The 20078-nt window shown below is 58.3% G+C and carries 9 protein-coding genes and 3 tRNA genes; 7 read left to right on the top strand and 5 right to left on the bottom strand.

Annotated features, from left to right (window positions below; translation table 11 throughout):
* Positions 1 to 846, top strand: an 846-nt coding sequence (locus tag H8711_RS12020; protein ID WP_430413575.1) for a hypothetical protein, incomplete at its 5' end; no start/stop codon positions are given.
* Positions 847 to 967: 121 nt separating this feature from the next.
* Here the strand turns inward: H8711_RS12020 and H8711_RS12025 are convergent.
* The gene (locus H8711_RS12025) at positions 968 to 1966 is read right to left on the bottom strand and encodes an aldo/keto reductase (protein ID WP_249283692.1); all 999 of its coding nucleotides are present in this window, start codon (positions 1964 to 1966) and stop codon (positions 968 to 970) included.
* 408 nt (positions 1967 to 2374) lie between these two features.
* Here H8711_RS12025 and H8711_RS12030 point away from each other — a divergent pair, with 408 nt between their 5' ends.
* Both H8711_RS12030 and H8711_RS12035 read left to right on the top strand, forming a co-directional pair.
* Complete coding sequence (locus H8711_RS12030; protein WP_249283693.1) at positions 2375 to 3502, top strand: aldo/keto reductase; 1128 nt, start codon at positions 2375 to 2377, stop codon at positions 3500 to 3502.
* 57 nt (positions 3503 to 3559) lie between these two features.
* Positions 3560 to 4708 (top strand): aldo/keto reductase, encoded by a 1149-nt coding sequence (locus H8711_RS12035; protein WP_249283694.1) that lies wholly within the window; start codon positions 3560 to 3562, stop codon positions 4706 to 4708.
* A gap of 218 nt (positions 4709 to 4926) precedes the next feature.
* Here the strand turns inward: H8711_RS12035 and H8711_RS12040 are convergent.
* The 3 genes from H8711_RS12040 to H8711_RS12050 form a co-directional block, all read right to left on the bottom strand.
* Positions 4927 to 5002 (bottom strand) — tRNA-Trp (locus H8711_RS12040).
* Positions 5003 to 5178: 176 nt separating this feature from the next.
* Positions 5179 to 5254: transfer RNA gene (locus H8711_RS12045), tRNA-Thr, on the bottom strand.
* A gap of 5 nt (positions 5255 to 5259) precedes the next feature.
* Positions 5260 to 5336, bottom strand: a tRNA-Asp gene (locus tag H8711_RS12050).
* A 395-nt stretch (positions 5337 to 5731) separates the two neighbouring features.
* On the opposite strand from H8711_RS12050, the gene H8711_RS12055 reads away from it, so the two are divergent.
* Positions 5732 to 6427, top strand: coding sequence for a response regulator transcription factor (locus H8711_RS12055; RefSeq protein WP_249283698.1), 696 nt, complete (start codon positions 5732 to 5734; stop codon positions 6425 to 6427).
* Positions 6414 to 8507: a sensor histidine kinase gene (locus H8711_RS12060; protein ID WP_249283695.1), complete on the top strand. Its 2094-nt coding sequence runs from the start codon at positions 6414 to 6416 to the stop codon at positions 8505 to 8507. The genes H8711_RS12055 and H8711_RS12060 overlap by 14 nt, the downstream gene beginning before the upstream one ends.
* 96 nt (positions 8508 to 8603) lie before the next feature.
* On the opposite strand, the gene H8711_RS12065 is transcribed toward H8711_RS12060, so the two are convergent.
* A complete protein-coding gene (locus tag H8711_RS12065) occupies positions 8604 to 10883 on the bottom strand; it encodes a hydratase (RefSeq protein WP_249283699.1) in 2280 nt (759 codons plus the stop codon).
* 155 nt (positions 10884 to 11038) lie between these two features.
* Here H8711_RS12065 and H8711_RS12070 point away from each other — a divergent pair, with 155 nt between their 5' ends.
* Together H8711_RS12070 and H8711_RS12075 are read left to right on the top strand one after the other, a co-directional pair.
* On the top strand, positions 11039 to 11923 hold the full coding sequence (locus H8711_RS12070; RefSeq protein WP_249283696.1) for an LCP family protein: 885 nt from the start codon (positions 11039 to 11041) through the stop codon (positions 11921 to 11923).
* A 431-nt stretch (positions 11924 to 12354) separates the two neighbouring features.
* Positions 12355 to 20078, top strand: a 7724-nt coding sequence (locus tag H8711_RS12075) for a family 43 glycosylhydrolase (RefSeq protein WP_249283697.1), incomplete at its 3' end; no start/stop codon positions are given.

Consider the following 20078-nt stretch of genomic DNA (forward strand, 5'->3'; position numbering starts at 1 on the left):
AAGGCGAGTGCGCTCACAGTGGCGATGTCGAAGGTGCGCCTGGCGAAGGTGATCGAGACGCGCGAGGCGGAGATCGACGCGACGAAGTACACAGCGGCGAGCATCGAGGAACTGGAAGCAGTGATCGCGGAAGCGAAGGAGCTGCTGGAGTCCGACGAGCTGACGCTGGAACAGGAAGTAGAGATGACCAATAAGCTGAACGCGGTGAAGCTGGAGCCGATTGAGAAGCCGAGCAAACCTTCGAGCTCGAAGGGCGGCAGCACGGGCCAGGTAGCGGACAGCGACTATTGGACTGAAGTGATCGAGAAGATCAACGGGACCGAAAAGGGCGGCAAAGTGAACGCGAAGCTGGACGAGGGCGCGATGGTGCCTGCGACGGTGATCGACGCCCTGAAGAACAAGGGCGTGACCGTGATCTTCGAGATCGGCGACAAGGATTACGCAGTGAACGGCGCAGGGGAGCTGAAAGGCTACAGCGCGGCGGCTGTGTATTACACCTCCGACGAGATCAAGGCCATGGCCGGTGGAGCTCCTGCTGCGAGTGGCACAGTGAATGCGCCCGCTGCAAACAGCAACCCGGAGACGGGCGGCGAGGTACCCACGGCGGTGGCGCCCGCAGCGCCTGAGGCGACGGTTCCTGTGGAGCCGGTCGTACCCGAGGCTCCCGCAGTGATCGAGCCTGTGGTTCCCGCTGTACCCGAGGCCCCCGCAGCTCAGGCTGAGGCGGCCGTGGAAGAAAACAACAACAGCTTTGTGATCGGCGCGCTGATCGTCCTTGCGCTGCTGGCGGCTGCGGCTGTCACAGTTGTGGTGATCCGCCGCAGACAGCACGAGCTGGAGAAATAAGCCTTTTCCATTTCTTCCTCTTATATTTCCCAAGGTGGAGGCGCGGTGCGGCAATCTGCTGCACCGCGCCTTTGCCGTCGGCAAAAAGGGGCCCCGCACAGAAGTGCGGGGCCCCTTTGGGTCAATGGGATATTTGATCGATCCAGTTGAGTTCCTCCTGTGTAAAATGAACGGAGCCCAGCGTCTCGACATTTTCTACAATCTGCTCCGGACGGGAAGCGCCGATCAGCACGCTGGTGACGGCTTTGTTTTGCAGCAGCCAGCAGATCGCCAACTGTGCCAGCGTCTGTCCGCGCTCAAGGGCGAGGTCGTTGAGCTGACGAATCTGCTCCAAACGATGAGGTGTCAGCGCATCGGTGGTCAAAAAGCGCCCGTCCCGGCGGATGCGGCTGTCTGCGGGGACGCCTCCCAGGTATTTGTCGGTGAGGAGCCCCTGCGCCAGAGGGCTGTAGACGATCAAGCCCTTGCCCTCCTGCAATGCGGCGTCCCGCAGGCCGTTGGCCTCCACTGTGCGGTCGAAGATGGAGTAACGGTTTTGGTTGATTACAAAGGGGCATTTGAGCTCTTCGAGGATGCGGGCCGCCTCCAACAGGTGGGGACCGTCGTAATTGGAAATTCCCGCATAGAGCGCCTTGCCGCTCTTCACAGCGGAATCGAGCGCCATCATGCTTTCTTCCAACGGGGTGTCGGGGTCCATGCGGTGGTGGTAAAAAATATCCACATAGTCCAGCCCCATGCGGGAAAGGCTTTGATCCAGGCTGGCCAGGAGGTATTTCCGGCTGCCCCAGTCCCCATATGGGCCGTCCCACATGAGGTAACCCGCTTTGGTGCTGATGATCAGCTCGTCCCGGTAAGGGTGAAGGTTTTCCCGCAGGATGCGCCCGAAATTGATCTCCGCGCTGCCCGGCGCGGGGCCGTAATTGTTGGCCAGGTCAAAATGGGTGATGCCGTGGTCGAATGCGGTAAAACACATCTGACGCATGTTTTCATAGTCGTCGTGATCCCCAAAATTGTGCCACAGCCCCAAAGAGATCATGGGGAGCAGCAGACCGCTTTTGCCACATCGGTTGTACTTCATCGATTGATAGCGCGCGTTGTTCGCTTCATAGATATTTGGCATTTTAGGCCCCTTCCTTTCTGTTTCTGCTTTAGTTCGGACTTGATATCATCTTTTCGCATGGGCTCTATGGCAGCGCGCTTTTTCTGCCGCTGTACGGATATATGTGCGGTCTGCGGCGGTGTTGGCGCAGATACCCCATAAACAGTGCGTGGCGTGTCATAGCTGTTCCGCGGCTATTATAGCATAAAACGGGACAAAAGCATAGAAGCCGCTTTCGTAATCGTTGCAAAACGATTGGCCGCCCTGCGCTTTTTGGTTTGCGGTTATGATAACACGGCTGATTAAAACTTCCCATTCGTTCACAAAAAATTCACTTGACCTGGAGTTCACTCCAGAGGGTATGGTATAATGTATCAGTAACGTAAAAACGACTTCGCCCAGCAGCAAAGAGAGAAAGGATGATACATCATGGAGAAATTGGGATTCGGATTGATGCGCCTGCCGCAGACTGACCCCAACATCCCCAGTAGCGTGGATATCGAAGCGTTCAAGAAGATGGCGGACGTCTTTATAGCGGCGGGCGGCACTTACTTTGATACGGCTTACCCCTACCATGGGGGGAGCAGTGAGACCGCTTTCCGCGAAGCCGTTGTAAAAAGATATCCCCGAGATGCTTACACCGTCACCGACAAACTGCCCATGTTCCTCATCAACCAAAAGGAGGAGATTCCGCGCATCTTTGAGGAGCAGCTTGCGCGCTGCGGCGTGGAGTATTTCGACTACTATTGGCTGCACAGCCTGGGAAAGATCAGCTATGAAAAGTCCGAGGAACTGCAGGCGTTTGCATACATCGCGCAGAAAAAGGCCGAAGGGAAGATCCGTCATATCGGCTTCTCCTTCCACGATGCGCCGGAACTGCTCGAAGAGATTCTATCCAAGCACCCGGAGATGGAGTATGTTCAGTTGCAAATCAACTATATCGACTGGGAGGACTCAGCCATCCGCGCGCGGGAGTGCTATGAGATCGCTACCCGATACGGCAAGCCGGTTATCGTCATGGAGCCGGTGAAGGGCGGCGCCCTGGCAAACATCCCGGAGCGGGCGGAACAGCTCCTGAAGGAATACCGCCCCGATCTCTCCACCGCATCGTGGGCCGTCCGGTTTGCGGCGTCGCTGGACAACGTGATGATGGTGCTCAGCGGCATGAGCAACCAGGCGCAGTTGGAAGACAATCTCAGCTATATGAAGCATTTTACCCCGCTGGACGCCGGGGAGAGGGAGGTGTTGGCGCGGGCGACTGAAATTGTCCAAGGCGCGATTGCCATTCCGTGCACCGCCTGCCGGTACTGCACTGACGGTTGCCCCAAAGAAATTGCCATCCCCGACTATTTTGCACTGTATAATACCCTCAAACGCTTCGGAGCGGTGCAGCGCATCGTCGCCTCGACCTATTACGAAAACCTCGCCGAGACCCACGGGAGGGCTGCCGACTGCATCGGGTGCAAACAGTGTGAGCGCCGGTGCCCACAACATCTGAAGGTCGTGGATTATCTGAAAGAGGTCTCTTCGGTCTTCGACGCCCCCTCAGGACGCTGAGTTGGCCTACGTGCCGGAAAAACATAACGATCACACAGAAGGAGACGGCGATTTGAAATGAACTACCGTGAACTAGGAAAAACCGGCCTGAGGGTCAGCGAGATCGGGCTGGGCTGTGAGGGTTTTGTCCTTCAGGACGACCGCTTTGCCGAGGAGATGTTCCGGCTGGCGCTGGAAGGCGGCGTCAATTGCATGGACCTCTACAGCCCCAACCCCGATGTGCAGCGCCGGGTGGGCCGGGCGATTCACGCCAGGCGTGAGGATTTCATCCTGCAAGCCCATTTGTGCGCGATCTGGGAGAACGGCCAATACCGGGCGACCCGAAAGATCGGCGAGGTGCGCGCCGCTTTTGAGGCGATGCTTTCCAACCTCGATACCGATTACATAGATATCGGCATGATCCACTATGTGGATTCCGTCGCCCTGTGGAAGGAGATCGCCGAAGGTCCGGTGATGGCCTACGCACAGGAGCTGAAAAAGGCCGGGAGAATCCGGCACATCGGCGTCAGCAGCCACAACCCTCAGGCCGCCCTCGCTGCGGTGGAAAGTGGGCTGGTCGAGGTGCTGATGTTCAGCGTAAACCCCTGCTACGATCTTCAGCCGCCGGATGAGGACGTGGAGAAACTTTGGGCCGCAGACAGCTATTCGGGCGGGCTCACCAATATGGACCCAGAGCGTGAGCGGCTCTACGAGACCTGCCAGCGCCTCGGCGTGGGAATCACTGTCATGAAGGCGTTTGGCGGCGGTGATCTGCTCAGCGAGACGCTTTCCCCTGCGGGCAAAGCGCTCACAGCAAATCAGTGCATCCATTACGCGCTCACCCGCCCCGCGGTTGCCTGTGTGATGTCGGGCGCACACAGCACTGAGGAGCTGGCCACATCGCTGGCCTACGAGACCGCGTCGGATAGTGACCGGGATTACGCCACCGCGTTTGCCACCTTCCCGCGGATCAAGTGGGAAGGCCACTGTATGTATTGCGGCCACTGTGCGCCCTGCCCCAAGGGGATCGATGTGGCCACCGTAACCAAGTTTTTGAATCTCGCCAGGGCCCAGGGCGAAGTGCCGGAGACAGTGCGGGAGCACTACGCGGCGCTGAGCCACACAGCGGGCGAGTGCATCGCGTGCCGCGCCTGCGAAAAACGGTGCCCGTTTGGGGTGCCGGTTGTGGAGAATATGGCTGCGGCAAAGGTGATGTTCGGAAGATAAATAAAATACGAAGGGTAGGCCGCAACCTTTCCGATGAAATAAAAAAACCGGAGCATCAATTGCTCCGGTTTTTTGCTGTGAAAGGGGATGGTAGGCCGCCCGCCGGTAGGAAAAGTCGCCCAAAAGCGGCGCCACGCAAACGATTGACAGCGGCGCGAACGCGTCCTGATTCTTATAAATAAAAATCGGAGCAAGCTGTATATCGCTTGCTCCGACAGTGGCAGGGGCAGAAGGACTTGAACCCTCGGCACGTGGTTTTGGAGACCACTGCTCTACCAACTGAGCTATACCCCTATCTGTATATTGCAGTAACATCTGCTCAACGCAATCTATTATAACCTGCAATGGGTACTTCTGTCAATGCCAAAATCAAAAATCGACAAGAAAAAGTGAAATAAATGCCCTCTCGACCGGGGGGAGGCGCGGCAAAAACAAAAAATCCACTTCACAAAAGTAAAGTGGATTTTTTGTGGAGCTGTTAACCAGATTCGAACTGGTGACCTCATCCTTACCAAGGATGCGCTCTACCGACTGAGCTATAACAGCAAATGTGGCGACCTGGATGGGGCTCGAACCCACGACCTCTAGCGTGACAGGCTAGCGTTCTAACCAACTGAACTACCAGGCCACAATTTTGCGGTGCTTGGCAGGGGGCCGGTGAAACGTTTCTGCCGATTGTCTCGCAATGTCATTTATTATACTAGGATAGAGGCCGTTTGTCAAGTATTTTATCAAAAAATATTTGATTTTGGAGTCTCCAAAATGTTGTAAGAAAACTGTAAGAATTTTGTGGTGTGGTTGGAAAGAACTCGCTGTTACAATAGGTTCTGGATTGAGAAAGTCGCCAACGCCCGGACGGGGGTTGTGTGCGCATGGTATAATAACCGTAAAGCGGCTATGATACTGATTTTGCATTGGGCATTCGCGCAATGATCCATTTCGCGCTTTGCGCTCACGGTATCATCATAGCAGGAGAAAGCGCAGTTGCGCCCGCGAATAGGAGGAGCATCCCGGTTGGAACGGTTGAATGTGCTGGTGGTGGACGACGACCGCGAGATCGTTGAATCGATCGCCATTTATTTGAGCAAAGAGAACCTCAACATTCTCAAGGCCTACGACGGCCTGCAAGCGTTGGAACGGGTGGCAGAGAACAACATCCATCTGATCCTGATGGATGTGATGATGCCCAGGCTGGACGGCATCAAGGCGATGCTGCGCATCCGGGAACAGAACAACATCCCCATCATTCTGGTGAGCGCCAAAAGCGAGGACACCGATAAAATTTTCGGCCTGGAATTCGGCGCGGACGACTACATCACCAAACCGTTCAACCCCTTGGAGCTGATTGCGCGTGTGAAGAGCCAGCTGCGGCGGTATGTGAAGCTGGGCGCCGCAGAGGGGATCGGCGGCGCGTCCGAGCGCCTTTGCAGCGGCGGCCTCTGCCTGGACGTACATCAAAAGAAGCTCACGGTGGACGGCGAGGAGGTCAAGCTCACGCCCATTGAATACAAAATTGTGGAGCTGCTGCTGCGCAACCAGGGACGGGTGTTCTCCATCAACGAAATCTACGAGCGGGTGTGGAACGAACCGAGCTTCTCTCCGGAGAACACGGTCGCAGTGCACATCCGGCGCATCCGGGAGAAGATCGAGATCAATCCCAGGGAACCCAAATATTTGAAGGTGGTGTGGGGCATTGGATACAAAATTGAAAAAACGTAAACCCGGCGTGACCTTCTTTTTCTTTGCGCTGGCCGTCACACTCCTGTTGTACTCGGTCGGGTTGGCGCTTTATCAGACACAGGGCGGGGACAACCTCTACCTCGATTACCGCGACACCCCATCCTACACCCGAACCATCAGCGGCCTGATCGCCGACGCCTATTATATGGCGCTCGGCAGCCAGTCTGAGCAGCAGCAGGGCCAATATATGCTCGATCGTGAAAACGGAAATCTGGACTATTTTGTCCAGTCCAACCAAGGCGACGGGATCAAACTCTTCAGCAACACCGAAGCGCTGTCGCCCGGGGTGTTCAACAACCTGATTTCCGGCGGAAATTATAGCGAATACATCCGCATCGCAGAGGACAAGATTTCGATCTCGCGCGACAGCAGATGGGGTTCCATCGACGAGACCCAGCAGGTGCTGGAGAACCGCTACGCCGCCTACTTTGACACCGCCATCCGCAACACCATCCGCAGCGGCTACACCAGTGATGTCGTCATCTACCTGGCAGTGCGTCCAGAGGGCCAGTTTCAGCCGCACGGCGACCTTTACGGCACGTGGAGCTCCTGGAAAAACGATGTCATCATCCTGGGCGTGCTGACGATTCTGGCGTGCATCTCCCTGCTGATTTTGCTGGTGGTCGCAATCAAGCACAAGTCGCTTGCGCTGGCCAACCGCAAGATCGCCCACATGATGGGGTGGTTCTGGCTGGAGGCCAAGGCGGCGCTCACCGTGCTGGCCGTACTCGGTGGATGGCGCGCGCTGGAGCTGATCTTTGGAAGCTCTGAGTTTATCTATCTGCTGCTCTTCCTGTCGTGCTTCTGGTGGTGCTGGTTTCTGTTGCTGGACCTGTGCTACAACAAGGCGCGCGTGTTCACCCACAACTCCATTTCGTCTATCAGCAAGTGGATGCTCCGGTTTGTGCGCAGCTTAGAAAACAAGCACGATTTCCTCCAGAGGATGAAGCAGCGGTTTATCATTTTAGTAGCCTCCGAATTTTTACTGATCCTGTTGTTCTTTGTGTTCCTGTATATCGCCCCGCTCGGGTGGATCATCGATGTGGTGCTGGTGGGCCTGGGGATTTTCCTCCTGGTCGATTACATCAAGCGTTACAACCGCAACGTCGATGAGTTTGGCCTGGTGATGGACTATGTCCGCGAGGTTAAAAATGGCACAGTGAATGAGCCGCTCATCCTACCGCCGGAGGACGACTTCGCACCGCTGGCGAACGACCTGAGCGACATCCAAAGCGGCATCAGCCGTGCGGTGGAGGAGCAGGTGCGCAGCGAGCGCATGAAGGTCGAGTTGGTCACCAACGTCTCACACGACCTCAAAACGCCGCTCACCTCCATCATCAATTATGTGGATCTGCTCAGCAAGGAGGAGCTCGACCCCGCCTACGCCAACGACTACGTCAAGATCATCGCGCAGAAGGCCGACCGCCTCAAAAACCTGGTGCAGGATTTGTTTGAAATCAGCCGCGCCAACAGCGGGGCGATCGAGCTGCACCCCGAGCAGATCGACGTGGTAGCCCTGGTGGAGCAGACGATTGCCGAGATGGATCAGCGCGCCGACGCGCTGGGGCTCGAGCTACGAACCCAATTTGCCGTACCCCGCCTGATGGTCTGGGCGGACGGCAAGAAGCTGCACCGGGTGTTTGAAAATCTGCTGGGCAACGCCCTCAAATATTCACTGGCCGGTACGCGCATCTACATCGCCGTGCTCCCGCTGAGGCAGGAGGCCACAATCATCTTCAAAAATATCGCCAACTATGAGATGCACTTTTCCCCCGAGGACATCGTCGAGCGGTTCCAGCGGGGGGATGCCAGCCGGACCACCGAAGGGTCGGGGCTCGGTCTGGCGATCGCCAAAAGCTTTGTCGAGCTGTGCGGCGGTACGCTGGCCATCGAGGTGGACGGCGACCTGTTCAAGGCGACCGCGTCCCTGCCCATTTGTGCACAGCCGGAGGCGGAAGCGCCGGCGGATGAAAAAGCGCCTGAACCGCTGCATCGGGAAGAACCTGAGCCGCCGCCCGCGCCTGGGGAACCGCCCGAGGCACCGGAGGAAGAGCCGTGATTTCCCCCAGGCGGAGGCCTGGATGCCATATAATACAATAACCCTAAACGCAAGGAGGCCGGTGAGCAGCGCTCACCGGCCTCCTTGTCGGTTCCTTTATTTGTTGTCTCGATAGAAATTGATCAGGCAACCCGCCAAAATGATCCGGCGCTCGTCGTCGGTCAGTTGGCCGAGGGTGAGGGGGAAGGGGACCAGCTCTCCACCATGCGCCGCATAAGCGGTGATGGTGTCCGCCTTCTCCTCCACCGCCCTGCGGATGCCCGGCAGGAAGATGTAATCGAGATTCTGGAAGGGGAGCGCCCCCTCTTCGATGAGCAGCGGCAGCATCCCCCAGTTGATAAGGTTACTGCGGTAGCGCTTGGTGGCGTACTCGTTGGCGATGTTGGCCCAGCCACCCAGCACCTTCTGGCAGCTTGCGGCCTGCTCGCGCGCGCTGCCGTCGCCCGGCTTCACCGCAAAGATCACGCTGCCCACGCCGGTGCGCAGTGCATCCACCGGTTTAACCGTCTCAAACAGCGCGACCGCTTCGGCCAACTCGGGGAGGGTCGCTTTCGGGTCCTGTCCGGCCAGGCGCGCGTGCTCGGCCTTCTGCACCTCTTTGGCGCGGCCCACATAGGCGGGGTCCTTGCGCGAAAGGGCGAATTCGGCTAGCTTGAGCGGGTTGGAGCGGTAGCTCGAGGTCTCGCCCGAGGGGATCAGCTCGTCGGTGGTGGTGACGGGGTCGTGGATTTCAGACACCACCTTGAGGATCAGGTCATCGGTCAACGCGGACATCGCGGGCCAGTCGGCGATGTTGGGGCCAAACTTGAGGTCGAGCATCGGGTTGCCGTGCGCGTAACTGTCGTGCACGCGGTTTTGGTAGATCGCCCGGTCGAAGTGGTAGGCGGGCTTGCCAAAACTCACATCCAGGTCGGTGGCCGGGGTGAGGAAGCCGCCGTTCACGGCGGTGGCCGCGATTGAGCGCGCATCCATCAGCGCTACCGAGGCGATCTGGTTGTTGCCTGGCTTGCTGCCCTCGCGGCTGGGGAAGTTGCGGGTGGTGTGCCGGATGGAAAGCGCGCCGTTGGCAGGCACATCGCCTGCGCCGAAGCAGGGGCCGCAGAAGGCGGTTTTGACCGCAGCGCCCGCCTCCATAAACTTGGCGATCGAGCCGTTGCGCACCAGCTCCAGATAGATCGGCTGGCTGCCGGGATATACGCTCATGGCAAACTCGTCGCTGCCGATTGAGCGGCCGGAAAGGATGTCGGCTGCGTCGCACAGGTTGTCGAAAGTGCCGCCTGCGCAGCCCGCGATGATGCCCTGGTCCACCTTGAGTCTGCCGTCCACAATTTTATCTGTCAGCTTAAAGTCGATGTTGGGCGCGTCGAGCTGCTGGGCTCCCACCCGCTCGACCTCGCGCAGGATGTCGCCGAGGTTGGCGTTGAGCTCGCGGATGGTGTAGGTGTTGCTCGGGTGGAACGGCATGGCGATCATCGGTTCCACTGTGGAGAGATCGACGGTGATCAGCCCGTCGTAGTAAGCCACGTCGGCCGGCCGCATCTCGCGGTAGGCGTCCGGACGACCGTGAATTTCAAAGTAATCCTGTACCGCGCTGTCGGTCGCCCAAATGGACGAAAGGCAGGTGGTCTCGGTGGTCATCACGTCGATGCCGCAGCGGTAATCGACGTTCAGGTTGGCGATACCGTCGCCCACAAACTCCATCACCTTGTTCTTCACATAGCCATTTTTAAATACCTCGCCGATGATCGCAAGCGCCACATCCTGCGGGCCCACGCGCGGGTCGGGCTTGCCGGTCAGGTAGACCGCGATTACCTCGGGGCGGTTGATGTCGTAGGTTTTGCCGAGCAGCTGCTTCACCAGCTCGGGTCCACCCTCGCCCACCGCCATGGTGCCCAGTGCACCGTAGCGGGTGTGGCTGTCGCTGCCCAGGATCATCCGGCCGCAGGCGCTCATCATCTCGCGCATGTAGCTGTGGATGACCGCCTGATGGGCGGGTACATAGATGCCGCCGTATTTTTTGGCCGCTGACAGGCCGAACATGTGATCGTCCTCGTTGATGGTGCCACCCACTGCGCACAGGCTGTTGTGGCAGTTGGTCAGCACATAGGGGATCGGGAACTTCTCAAGCCCCGAAGCGCGGGCGGTCTGTACAATGCCCACATAGGTGATGTCATGGCTGGTCATTGCGTCGAATTTGATCTTCAGCTTGTCCATGTTGCTGGAGGTGTTGTGCGCCTCCAGAATGCGGTAGGCCATGGTGCCTTGGCGTGCCTGCTCCGGCTGCAGGCCGGCCAGCCGCGCGCGGTTTTCCTCGGTGTCCGCAACAACCTCGCGGCCGTTCATCAGATAGACCCCGGTTTTGCTCAATGTAACCATCGGTTTGGGAACCTCCATCTCAATCAGATTTCTGCCCTTCATCTTATCATAAACCACCCCTATTTACAAGCGGCCACCCCCTGCCAATGGTGCATAAGGCGGGGGCGGATGGACCAAGCTAAAGGGTGAATATGGTGACGAAAGGCGGCTGCGGGATGAAGAATGGAAATTTTGAGCGCACCAAATATTTTGTCGTGGCGTTCGGCTCGTCGTTTTTGGTGCTGCTCATGATGGCGCTGATGATGGTGGCCAACGTCCAGAGCAAACAGCCCGCATCCTCCAGCGCGCCGGAATCCTCGGCGGACGACTATTACCTCCCGCGGGCGGAGGACAACCTCAACCTGGTGCTCATCGGTTCGGATGCCAAAGAAAACCCTGCCCGCTATTTTTTCCTGGTGCGGCTGGATGCGGAGGACGGCCGCCTGCCGGTCGCAGCGCTGCCGCCCCAGACGGTGGTCACCTACAACGGCAAACAGAACACTTTGAGCGAGCTTTACCGGTTGGACGGGGCTATGGCGGTCAAGCAGGCGCTGAGCGCGCTGTTCGATATCCCCGTTGACCGCTACGTGACCTTCAACGGGGAGAGCCTGGTGCACGCGGTGGACAGCATCGGCTACATTGAATATGAGCTTCCGGCGCCGCTTGAATACCGGAGCGAGGGGCTGTCCATCAGCCTGGCGGAGGGCCCCCAGATGGTGGATGGAAAGAAGTTTTACGATATCCTGCGCTATCCCGGCTACGCCAACGAACTGGCGCGTTGTGCAGCGGCCAGCGACCTGCTCGCTGCCTACATCAACGGGCGGCTGGAGACCGCGCTCTCCCCGCAGGCGGACGCGCTGTTTCAATCGGTCATCAACCTGGTCGATTCTGATCTTTCGTTCGGCGATTACGACAGCCGCCGCGAGGCGCTCTCCTTCTTGGCCAAGCTCGGCGGGGAGCACGCCAACGCGGCGTTGGTGCGCGGGGCCTTCAACACCGCGGGGGATAGCTTTACCCCGTCACAGAGCACCTTGGAGTTGATCCTACGCCTCTACGGCTGACGCGAGCGGCCCCCTACGGCATCACCCCTACTTTTGGGAGGTTCCCCTCAAGGTATATGATGCTAAAATTTTGCATCTGGATACGCAGATGCAGAAAATGGAATAACATGTAATTTTTCATGAAAAACATCATGATATTTCATGAATTATCATGAAATATAAGACAAGTGCTCGAAAAATGAAAAATAATTATAAAATGTTGAGGAAATGCTAAAAAATCGTATAAAGTGGGTCCAAATTGCTAAAAAATCAAAAATACTTCTTTTCAAAAATGTGATAATGTTAAGGTATAGTAGCAAATTCTCTCTGAATTTGGATATCTTCCACCATGATAGAGAACGGAAGGAGTGGTTTTGCTGAAGAAGGGTGGAGCTGTAGAGGCGTTTGCTGCAATGGGACACTGAAAATTAAGGAGAAAGTGAAGTGAAGGTATGGCAAAGAAAAATCTTTTGAGCCGCGTTGTCAGCGTAGTCCTGAGCGTCGCTATGGCGTGCAGCCCCCTGACGGCATACGCTCAAACGGCGGGTACCGGCGCGGCTGAAGACCCGATTTTCAACTATAACTTCAACCAGGGTGAGCTGGAGGAAGCTCCATTTGCACAGTTGCCGATGGGCGCGGTCCAGGCTGAGGACTGGCTCTTGCAGCAGCTTTATCTGCAAAAGAACGGGCTTACCGGCTACATTCATAACAACCTCGCCATCTACAGCGAAGCCAGCGCCTGGCGCGGCGGCAGCGGCGACAACTGGGAGAAGGGGCCCTATTACCTGAGGGGCCTTACCTCCCTGGCCTGGGTGCTGGATGATGACGAGCTCAAGGCGAAGGCGCAGGAGTGGATTGACGCGCTGCTGGCCACCCAGCGATTCGACGGCTTCTTTGGTCCTGAGTCCAACACCGACTGGTGGCCCCGCATGGTGATGGTGCAGATTCTGCGCGATTACTATGAGGCGACCGTCTACGCGGGGGAGCCCGATGAGAGGATTATAGACTTCCTCGAAAAGTATTTTCGTTATCAGCAGGAGCAGAAGCCTCAGCTCAGCAGCTGGGGTTCTGCGCGCGGCGGCGACAACATCGAGGTCGTGCTGTGGTACTATAACCACATCTACGACCCCGCGAACCCCGAAGCGAGCGAATGGCTGATCGACTTGGCGAATACGCTCTACGCAACCACTTACAACTGGACGGACGTGTTCACCGATACCACTGTCCGCCAGCATGTGGTCAACACCACCCAAGGTATGAAGACTCCGGCGGTCATCTATCAGATCACCGGCAGCCAGCGCGACCGCAACGCGCTGCGCGAGGGCCTGTTCAACCTGGGCATCGACCACGGTCGCGTGGACAGTCTCGCCAATGCAGACGAGCTGGCGCGCGAGAACTACCCCTACCGCGGCACCGAGACCTGCTCGGTGGTGGAGAGCATCCTTTCCGATGCGATCAGCATGCGGATTCTCGGCGAAGGCTGGCTGGGCGACGAGCTGGAGCATCTCGCCTACAACTCCCTGCCGGTCTGCTACTCCCCTGATTTCACCGGCCACAACTACTACCAGGCCCAGAATCAGGTGCTGGCGACCCACGGTTCGCACGAGTCCCTGCAGGAATACGGCGACAGCTTCGCCTTCAGCGCGCCTTCGGGCTACGAGTGCTGCTTCCCCAACATGCACATGGGCTGGCCGAAATTCGTGCAGAACATGTGGATGGCCACGGTGGACGGCGGCATGGCGGTGATCTCCTACGGCCCCAATAGCGTGACAGCCCCCGTCGCGGGCGGCAAGACCGCGGAGTTCCGCCAGGAGACCAACTACCCGTTCAACGGCGACATCTCCATTACATACGGCGGCGACACCGCCTCCTTCCCGCTCAAGCTGCGCATCCCCGAGTGGTGCGAGGCCCCGTCTTTTCAAGTGAACGGCACGGCGGTCGGCGGCGATGTGGTCAACGGCTTCCTCACCATCGAACGCGAGTGGAAGGCCGGCGACGTGGTGGAGGCACAATTCCCGATGGAAGTGCGCACCTCCACTTGGTACAACAACTCGGTCGTTGTGGACCGCGGACCGCTGACCTATTCCGTCAAGGTGGAGGAGGACTGGCGTGTTGTGGAGAATCCGAACGACACCCGTTCGGGCAACTCCTATCCGCAGCTCGACGAGCGGTTCCCCAACCACGAGGTCTATGCGGCGAGCGAATGGAACTACGGTTTGGTGATCGACCCGGATGATCCGGCCTCCTCCTTCACCGTAGAGGTGGCGGATGAAATTCCGCTGCAGCCGTTTACCGTACAGAATGCGCCGGTCAAGATCAAGGTGACCGGACAGACCATCCCCCAGTGGGAGGTCATGGGCAATGTGGTGCCCGAGCCCCCGTATTCGCCCATTGCGGCGGACACCTCGCTTCAGAAGGAGATCGAGCTGATCCCCTATGGCTGCGGCAGGCTGCGCATCACGCAGATTCCGACCATCGGCGAGGCTCCGGCGGGCGGCGTGACCACCCGCACGGCGGCTACGGCCACCACCAAGACGCAGGACGGCGAAAAGGTCGTGGAGTTCGACAACGTGATGGTCCGCAACGCGGATAGCTATACGCTGAAGATCCACTACACCGGATCGGGCAGCCTGCGCATGAACATCAACACCAAATATAACCAGACGATCAACTTCGCCGAGGGCGGCGACCCGATCGTGGTGGAAAATCTGCAAAATATCGTGCCGGGCGGCGGTTATTTCCGCTTTGACTACGGCCAGTACAACAACATCCGCTTCTTCGGCGACGACGCTGTGGAGATCACCGAGCTGGAGATCATCCCCACCGGCCTTGTTGAAAAGCCGGAGATCCTCTCCGCTAAGTCCAACGCCAACGGCACCGGCGTGACGATCAAGACCAACGTCACCCGTGACGATGCGTTCTTCACCGTGGATTACGGCACCGAAAGCGGCGTGTACACCACACATGCCTCCGGTTTCCGCAGTGAGACGGCCGCCATCACCGGCCTGGAAAACGGCAAGACCTACTACTTCCGCGTCGGCGCACTGCTGGGCGGAGTAGAGACTTACAGCGAGGAAGTGGCGGTCCTGGTGAAATCGTCCGAAGCGTCCAAACCCAACTTTGTGGGCGACTTCAGCGACGATGCGAACAAGGCTGACTGGACCGTATACGACCCCAACAATGCGGTGAAATTTGAAGACGGCGAGATGAAGGTGAGCGCCAGCACCGATATCAGAATGGGCGCTGGTGAGGAAGCATGGACCGATTACGCGGTGGAGGCCACCATTTCTGGTGAAGCGAATCCCTCCAACAACTTCGGTATTATGTTCCGCGCCACCGGCATCACCGGCAAGGGCCCGGATGCCTACAATGGCTACTATGCCGGCATCGGCTATAGCTATGCGGCAAAGGGATATGCGCTGTGCGTCGGTTACGCCGACGGAGGCTGGCACGACATCGGCTATGTGCCGGTCGACTATCAGGCGGGCAAGGACTACAACCTCAAGGTTTTGGTCGCTGGCTCGAAGTTTGCGGTTTACCTGGACGGCGAACTGAAGTATGAGCACGAGGATGCGCGTTTTGCCAACGGCTTGGCCGGCGTCCGCTCCTACAATGTCCCGTTCAACGTCTCCGCGTTTGAGATCCGAGAGCTCACCGACGACGAGATGATCTCACTCGGCAAGGACCCCGCAATCTTCAAGGATGATTTCAGCGACCCGACTGCAAGCGCAGCGAAATGGAAGCTGTACGACCCCAACAACGCAGTTTCGTTTGAAGCGGGCAAGATGGCCGTCAGCCCCAGCCAGAACCTCAAAATTTTGGCCCAGACGGATGCCCTGACCGACTTTGCGGCTGAGGCGAAGGTCTCCGGTCCGGCGAACCCGGTCAACAACTTCGGCATCATGTTCCGCTGCAACAACGTGACCGACACCAACGGCGACTCCTACCAGGGCTACTACGCCGGTATCGGTTACGACACCCAGTCGCGCGAGTACGGCCTGATTGTGGGCAAGAGCAACAACGCCTGGGGCCGCATCACCAGCGTGGCGGACGTCGGCTACGAGGCCGGCAAGGTGTACGACCTCAAGGTGCTCGCCAAGGGTGGCGAATTTATCATCTTTGTGGACGGCGTGGAGCGCTACCGTTTTGAGGACGCCTCCTATGCGAGCGGCACGATCGGCCTGCGCTCCTGGAACCAGGCGTTCGATACCACCGCCTTTGAGGTACGCAACCTGACGGCGGACGAGCTCGCTCTGTTCGAGGAGGAAGAAGAACCGATCGTACCCGAAGTCGCCAACTTTGCGGACGACTTTGAAGACGCCACAGCCTCCGCGGCGAAGTGGAGACTGTGCGGCGATAAGTCCAGCATGAATTTCGCTGACGGCAAGCTCGCCTTTGCCGCATCCACCAACGTGAAAGCGGTGGCGGGCAGCGAAAATTGGACCGACTATGTCGCGGAGGTCACCTTGAACCTGCAGAGCGCGAGAAGCAACAACGTCGGCCTGATGTACCGCGTGACCGATGTCAGCGAAAACGGCAGCGACAATTACTACGGTTATTATGTCGGTATCGGCAAGAGCGGTACCAGCTGTATGATTTTGGGCTATGGCGCAAACGGCTGGCACCAGATGAAGACCATTCCCCATGAGTTTGAAGTGGGCGTGGATTACCGCATCAAAGTGGTTCTTTCCGGGGATCGCATTGCGATCTATCTCGACGACAACCTCATGAGCGTATTCTATGACGATCTCTACGACCACGGCATGATCGGCCTGCGCGGCTACGGCGAGGCATTCACCGCCGACGATATCGTGGTGCGCCCGGTCACCGACGAGGACCTGAAGGTCTTTGACGGACTCAAGAGATATGTAGACAGCGGCTACAGCGCCTACGGCATCGCGCAGCTCAAATTCTCCCGCTTCGGCGGCGCGGATGGCTACAAGATGGTCAGCGGCACCGAGTCGGGCAACTACACCAAAGAAGTTTACGAGCTGATCGCACATACCACATCGCTTACCAAGACTGCGATCTCCGGCCTGGAGAACGGCAAGCCGCATTATCTGCGCATCGCGTCGGTATCCGGCGGCGTGCAGACCGGGATTTCGGATGAGATCGTCGTCACCCCGGGCGAACGCGAGGACATCAGCGAAGAGCTCGCCTCTCTGAGCGCCCTGACCGAAACATCCCGCGCGATTGCAAACGAGGGCTATACCGAGGCGTCCTGGTACCGCCTGCAGTGGGCGATCGAGAACGCAGAGAAGGTTCTTGCAAGCGCGGGCAGCAACCGGATGGATGTGCAGCTCGCTGAAAACTGCCTCAAGATCGGCGCCAACGAGCTGGAAGCCTCCACGGACGAACCGGATGAGTACATCACCGTGAAATATGAGGCGGAGAATGCGACGCTCACGTCGCCGGCAGCGGCAGTGAGCCGCGGCGACGCATCGGGCGGCAAGAAAGTCGGCACGATCGACAACGGCAATGCAACGGTGACCTTCACGGTGTATGTACCCGCAGCGGGCGAGTACGCTGTGAACATCGCGGCGGACGGCGAAGTGTCGGCATTCCCGAACCCGTCCCACAAATACTATGTAAACGGCGATACAGCGAACGCGAAGATTGTAAATTACGACAAGGCGACCAAATGGGATGTGTGGACGGAGTATCCGCTGACGGTCAACCTGAATGCGGGCCTCAACACCATCACATTTACCCATTCCGGCGTCAATGCGAGCTTTGCAGAGCTGGATTATTTGACCCTGACCTATGTGGCGCCCAAGCTGAAGAGCATCAGCGTGGACGGCGCGGCGCTGGAGGGCTTCGATCCGGCGGTGAAGCAGTACGAATTGGTGATCGACGATGAAATTCCGACGGTCGATGCGGCGCTTGCGGCATCCAGCACGTCGAATTATGAGCTCGAAATCATCCAGGCGACTGCGGCCACCATGGAGGCGAAGATCAATATCCTGTTCCCGGGCACCACTCAGGTGGCGGACAGCTACACTGTCTCGTTCCGTTATGCGGAAAAGGTGATGGAGAAGCTGGAAGCTGAGGATGCTGTGATCACGCTGCCTGCCAAGGTGAGAGATCATGCAGGCGCCTCCGGCGGCAAGAAAGTTGGATACATCGACAATGCAGACGCCACCATCACCTTTACGCTGGATGCACCTGCGGCGGGCAGCTACCGGATCGATATCGTATCGGGCAGCGGAAGCGACCAGCCGAATGCATCGCAGAAGTATTATGTGAATGGCGATGCGGATAACGCGCAAATCGTGGAATACGAGCCGAACGGCTGGGACAACTGGGGAACCTACCCGGTGCAGGTGGAGCTCGAACAGGGCGAAAACACCTTCACCATCACCCACTCCGGCCGTACAGGCAGCTTCAGCGAACTGGATTACATCGTGTTCTACACAGATTATCCCGAGGTGACGGGGATTACGCTGGACGGCGAGAGCCTGGACGGCTTCGATGCGAACATCTCCGATTATGAAGTGGATGTCGAATCCCTGGACAACCTGCCGGTGGTTGGCATCGACTTCGACAACGAAGACTATGATGTGGCGATCGAGCAGCCGACGCGTGAAAGCCTGGCGGCGACCATTACACTGTCGCACAAGGTGGACCTGACCTTCTCGGTGACCTACACCCTGAAGTTCTTCGATGAGCACGCGTTTACAAACCCGATCGTGAACTTCGGAGCCGATCCGTACGTGACCTATCACGACGGCTACTATTACTATGTGCGTGTGCACAACGACAAGGCGATCTACGTGTTCCGCTCGCCGGAACTCAACCGGATCGCATCGACGCAGCCGTATTTGGTGTACAGCCCGAGCGGCGACGAGCCGAATCAGGAGCTGTGGGCGCCCGAAATCCACTATGTGGACGGCTGCTGGTACATCTACTACACCGGCGGTGCGGGCAGCAATCACCGGATGTATGTGCTGAAATCCAAGACTGAGAACCCGCTGGAAGGCTTTGAATTTGTAGGCGAGCTGGCGCCGGAGACCGAGCGCTGGGCGATCGACCAGACGATTCTGGAGCACGAAGGCAAGCTGTACGCGATTTGGTCCGGCTGGGATGGCTTTGAGAATGTGGATCAGCGGATTTATATCGCGGAGATGAGCGACCCGATGACGATTGTGGGAGACCGCGTGGAGCTTTCCAAGCCGGAATATGACTGGGAGAAGCAGGGCGGCACACCGCATATCAACGAGGGTGCACAGGTTGTAAAATCGCCGGATGGCACAGTGAACATCCTGTATTCGGCGAGCGGCAGCTGGAGCGACGACTACTGCCTGGGACAGTTGACGCTGAAAGAGGGCGGCGACCCGATGAATGCGGCGGACTGGGTGAAGTCGGAGGAAGCGGTGTTCGAGAAGAATCCTGCGGTCAAGACCTACTCGACGGGCCATGCCTGCTTCGTAAAATCGCCGGACGGTACAGAGGATTACATGGTGTACCATGCGACGAAGGAATCGGGCCAGGGCTGGAGCGGCCGCGGAGTGCGGACGCAGAAGTTCACCTGGAACGAGGACGGCACGCCGAACCTGGGCGAGGCGATCGGATACGGCAGCAGGGTGAACCTGCCGTCTGGCACACCGATCATCGAGCGCGAGCGGTATGAGGCGGAGGACGCTGCGCTGGCGAACGGCGCGGCAGCGGAGAGCACCTACAACTCCTCGAACGGCAAGAAGGTGACCGGCCTCGGCAGCGAAGGAGCGAGCGCGACCTTCACGGTGAATGCGAAGGAAGCGGGCAGCTACAAGCTGTACCTGGGCGCAGCGACGGGCTCTGCAGATGCAGGGCTTGCTGTGAGCGTGAACGGCGGCGAGGCGATGGAGAAGCCGGTGGTCGCATTCAACGCGGGCAAGGTCAACGGCATGATCTCCGACAACTGGGTCGGGTATGAGCTGGAGATCAAGCTGAACGAAGGCGAAAACACGATCGTGGTGAGCAAGAGCGCAGAGCTGACGGCTGCGGAGCTGGATTACATCGAGCTCGAGCTGCTGAAGAATGAAATCCCCTCGGACGTCGACAAAGCTGCATTGAAAGAACTGGTGGAAGCGATCGACGGGAAGTACGAGGAGAGCGGGTACACGGCCGAGAGCTGGGCGGAGCTTGAGAAAGCGCTGGAAGAAGCGAAGGCAGTGATTGCGAAAGCGGACGCGGA

Origin of the sequence: Ligaoa zhengdingensis (assembly GCF_014384885.1) — a bacterium.
Lineage (GTDB): Bacteria > Bacillota > Clostridia > Oscillospirales > Ruminococcaceae > Ligaoa > Ligaoa zhengdingensis.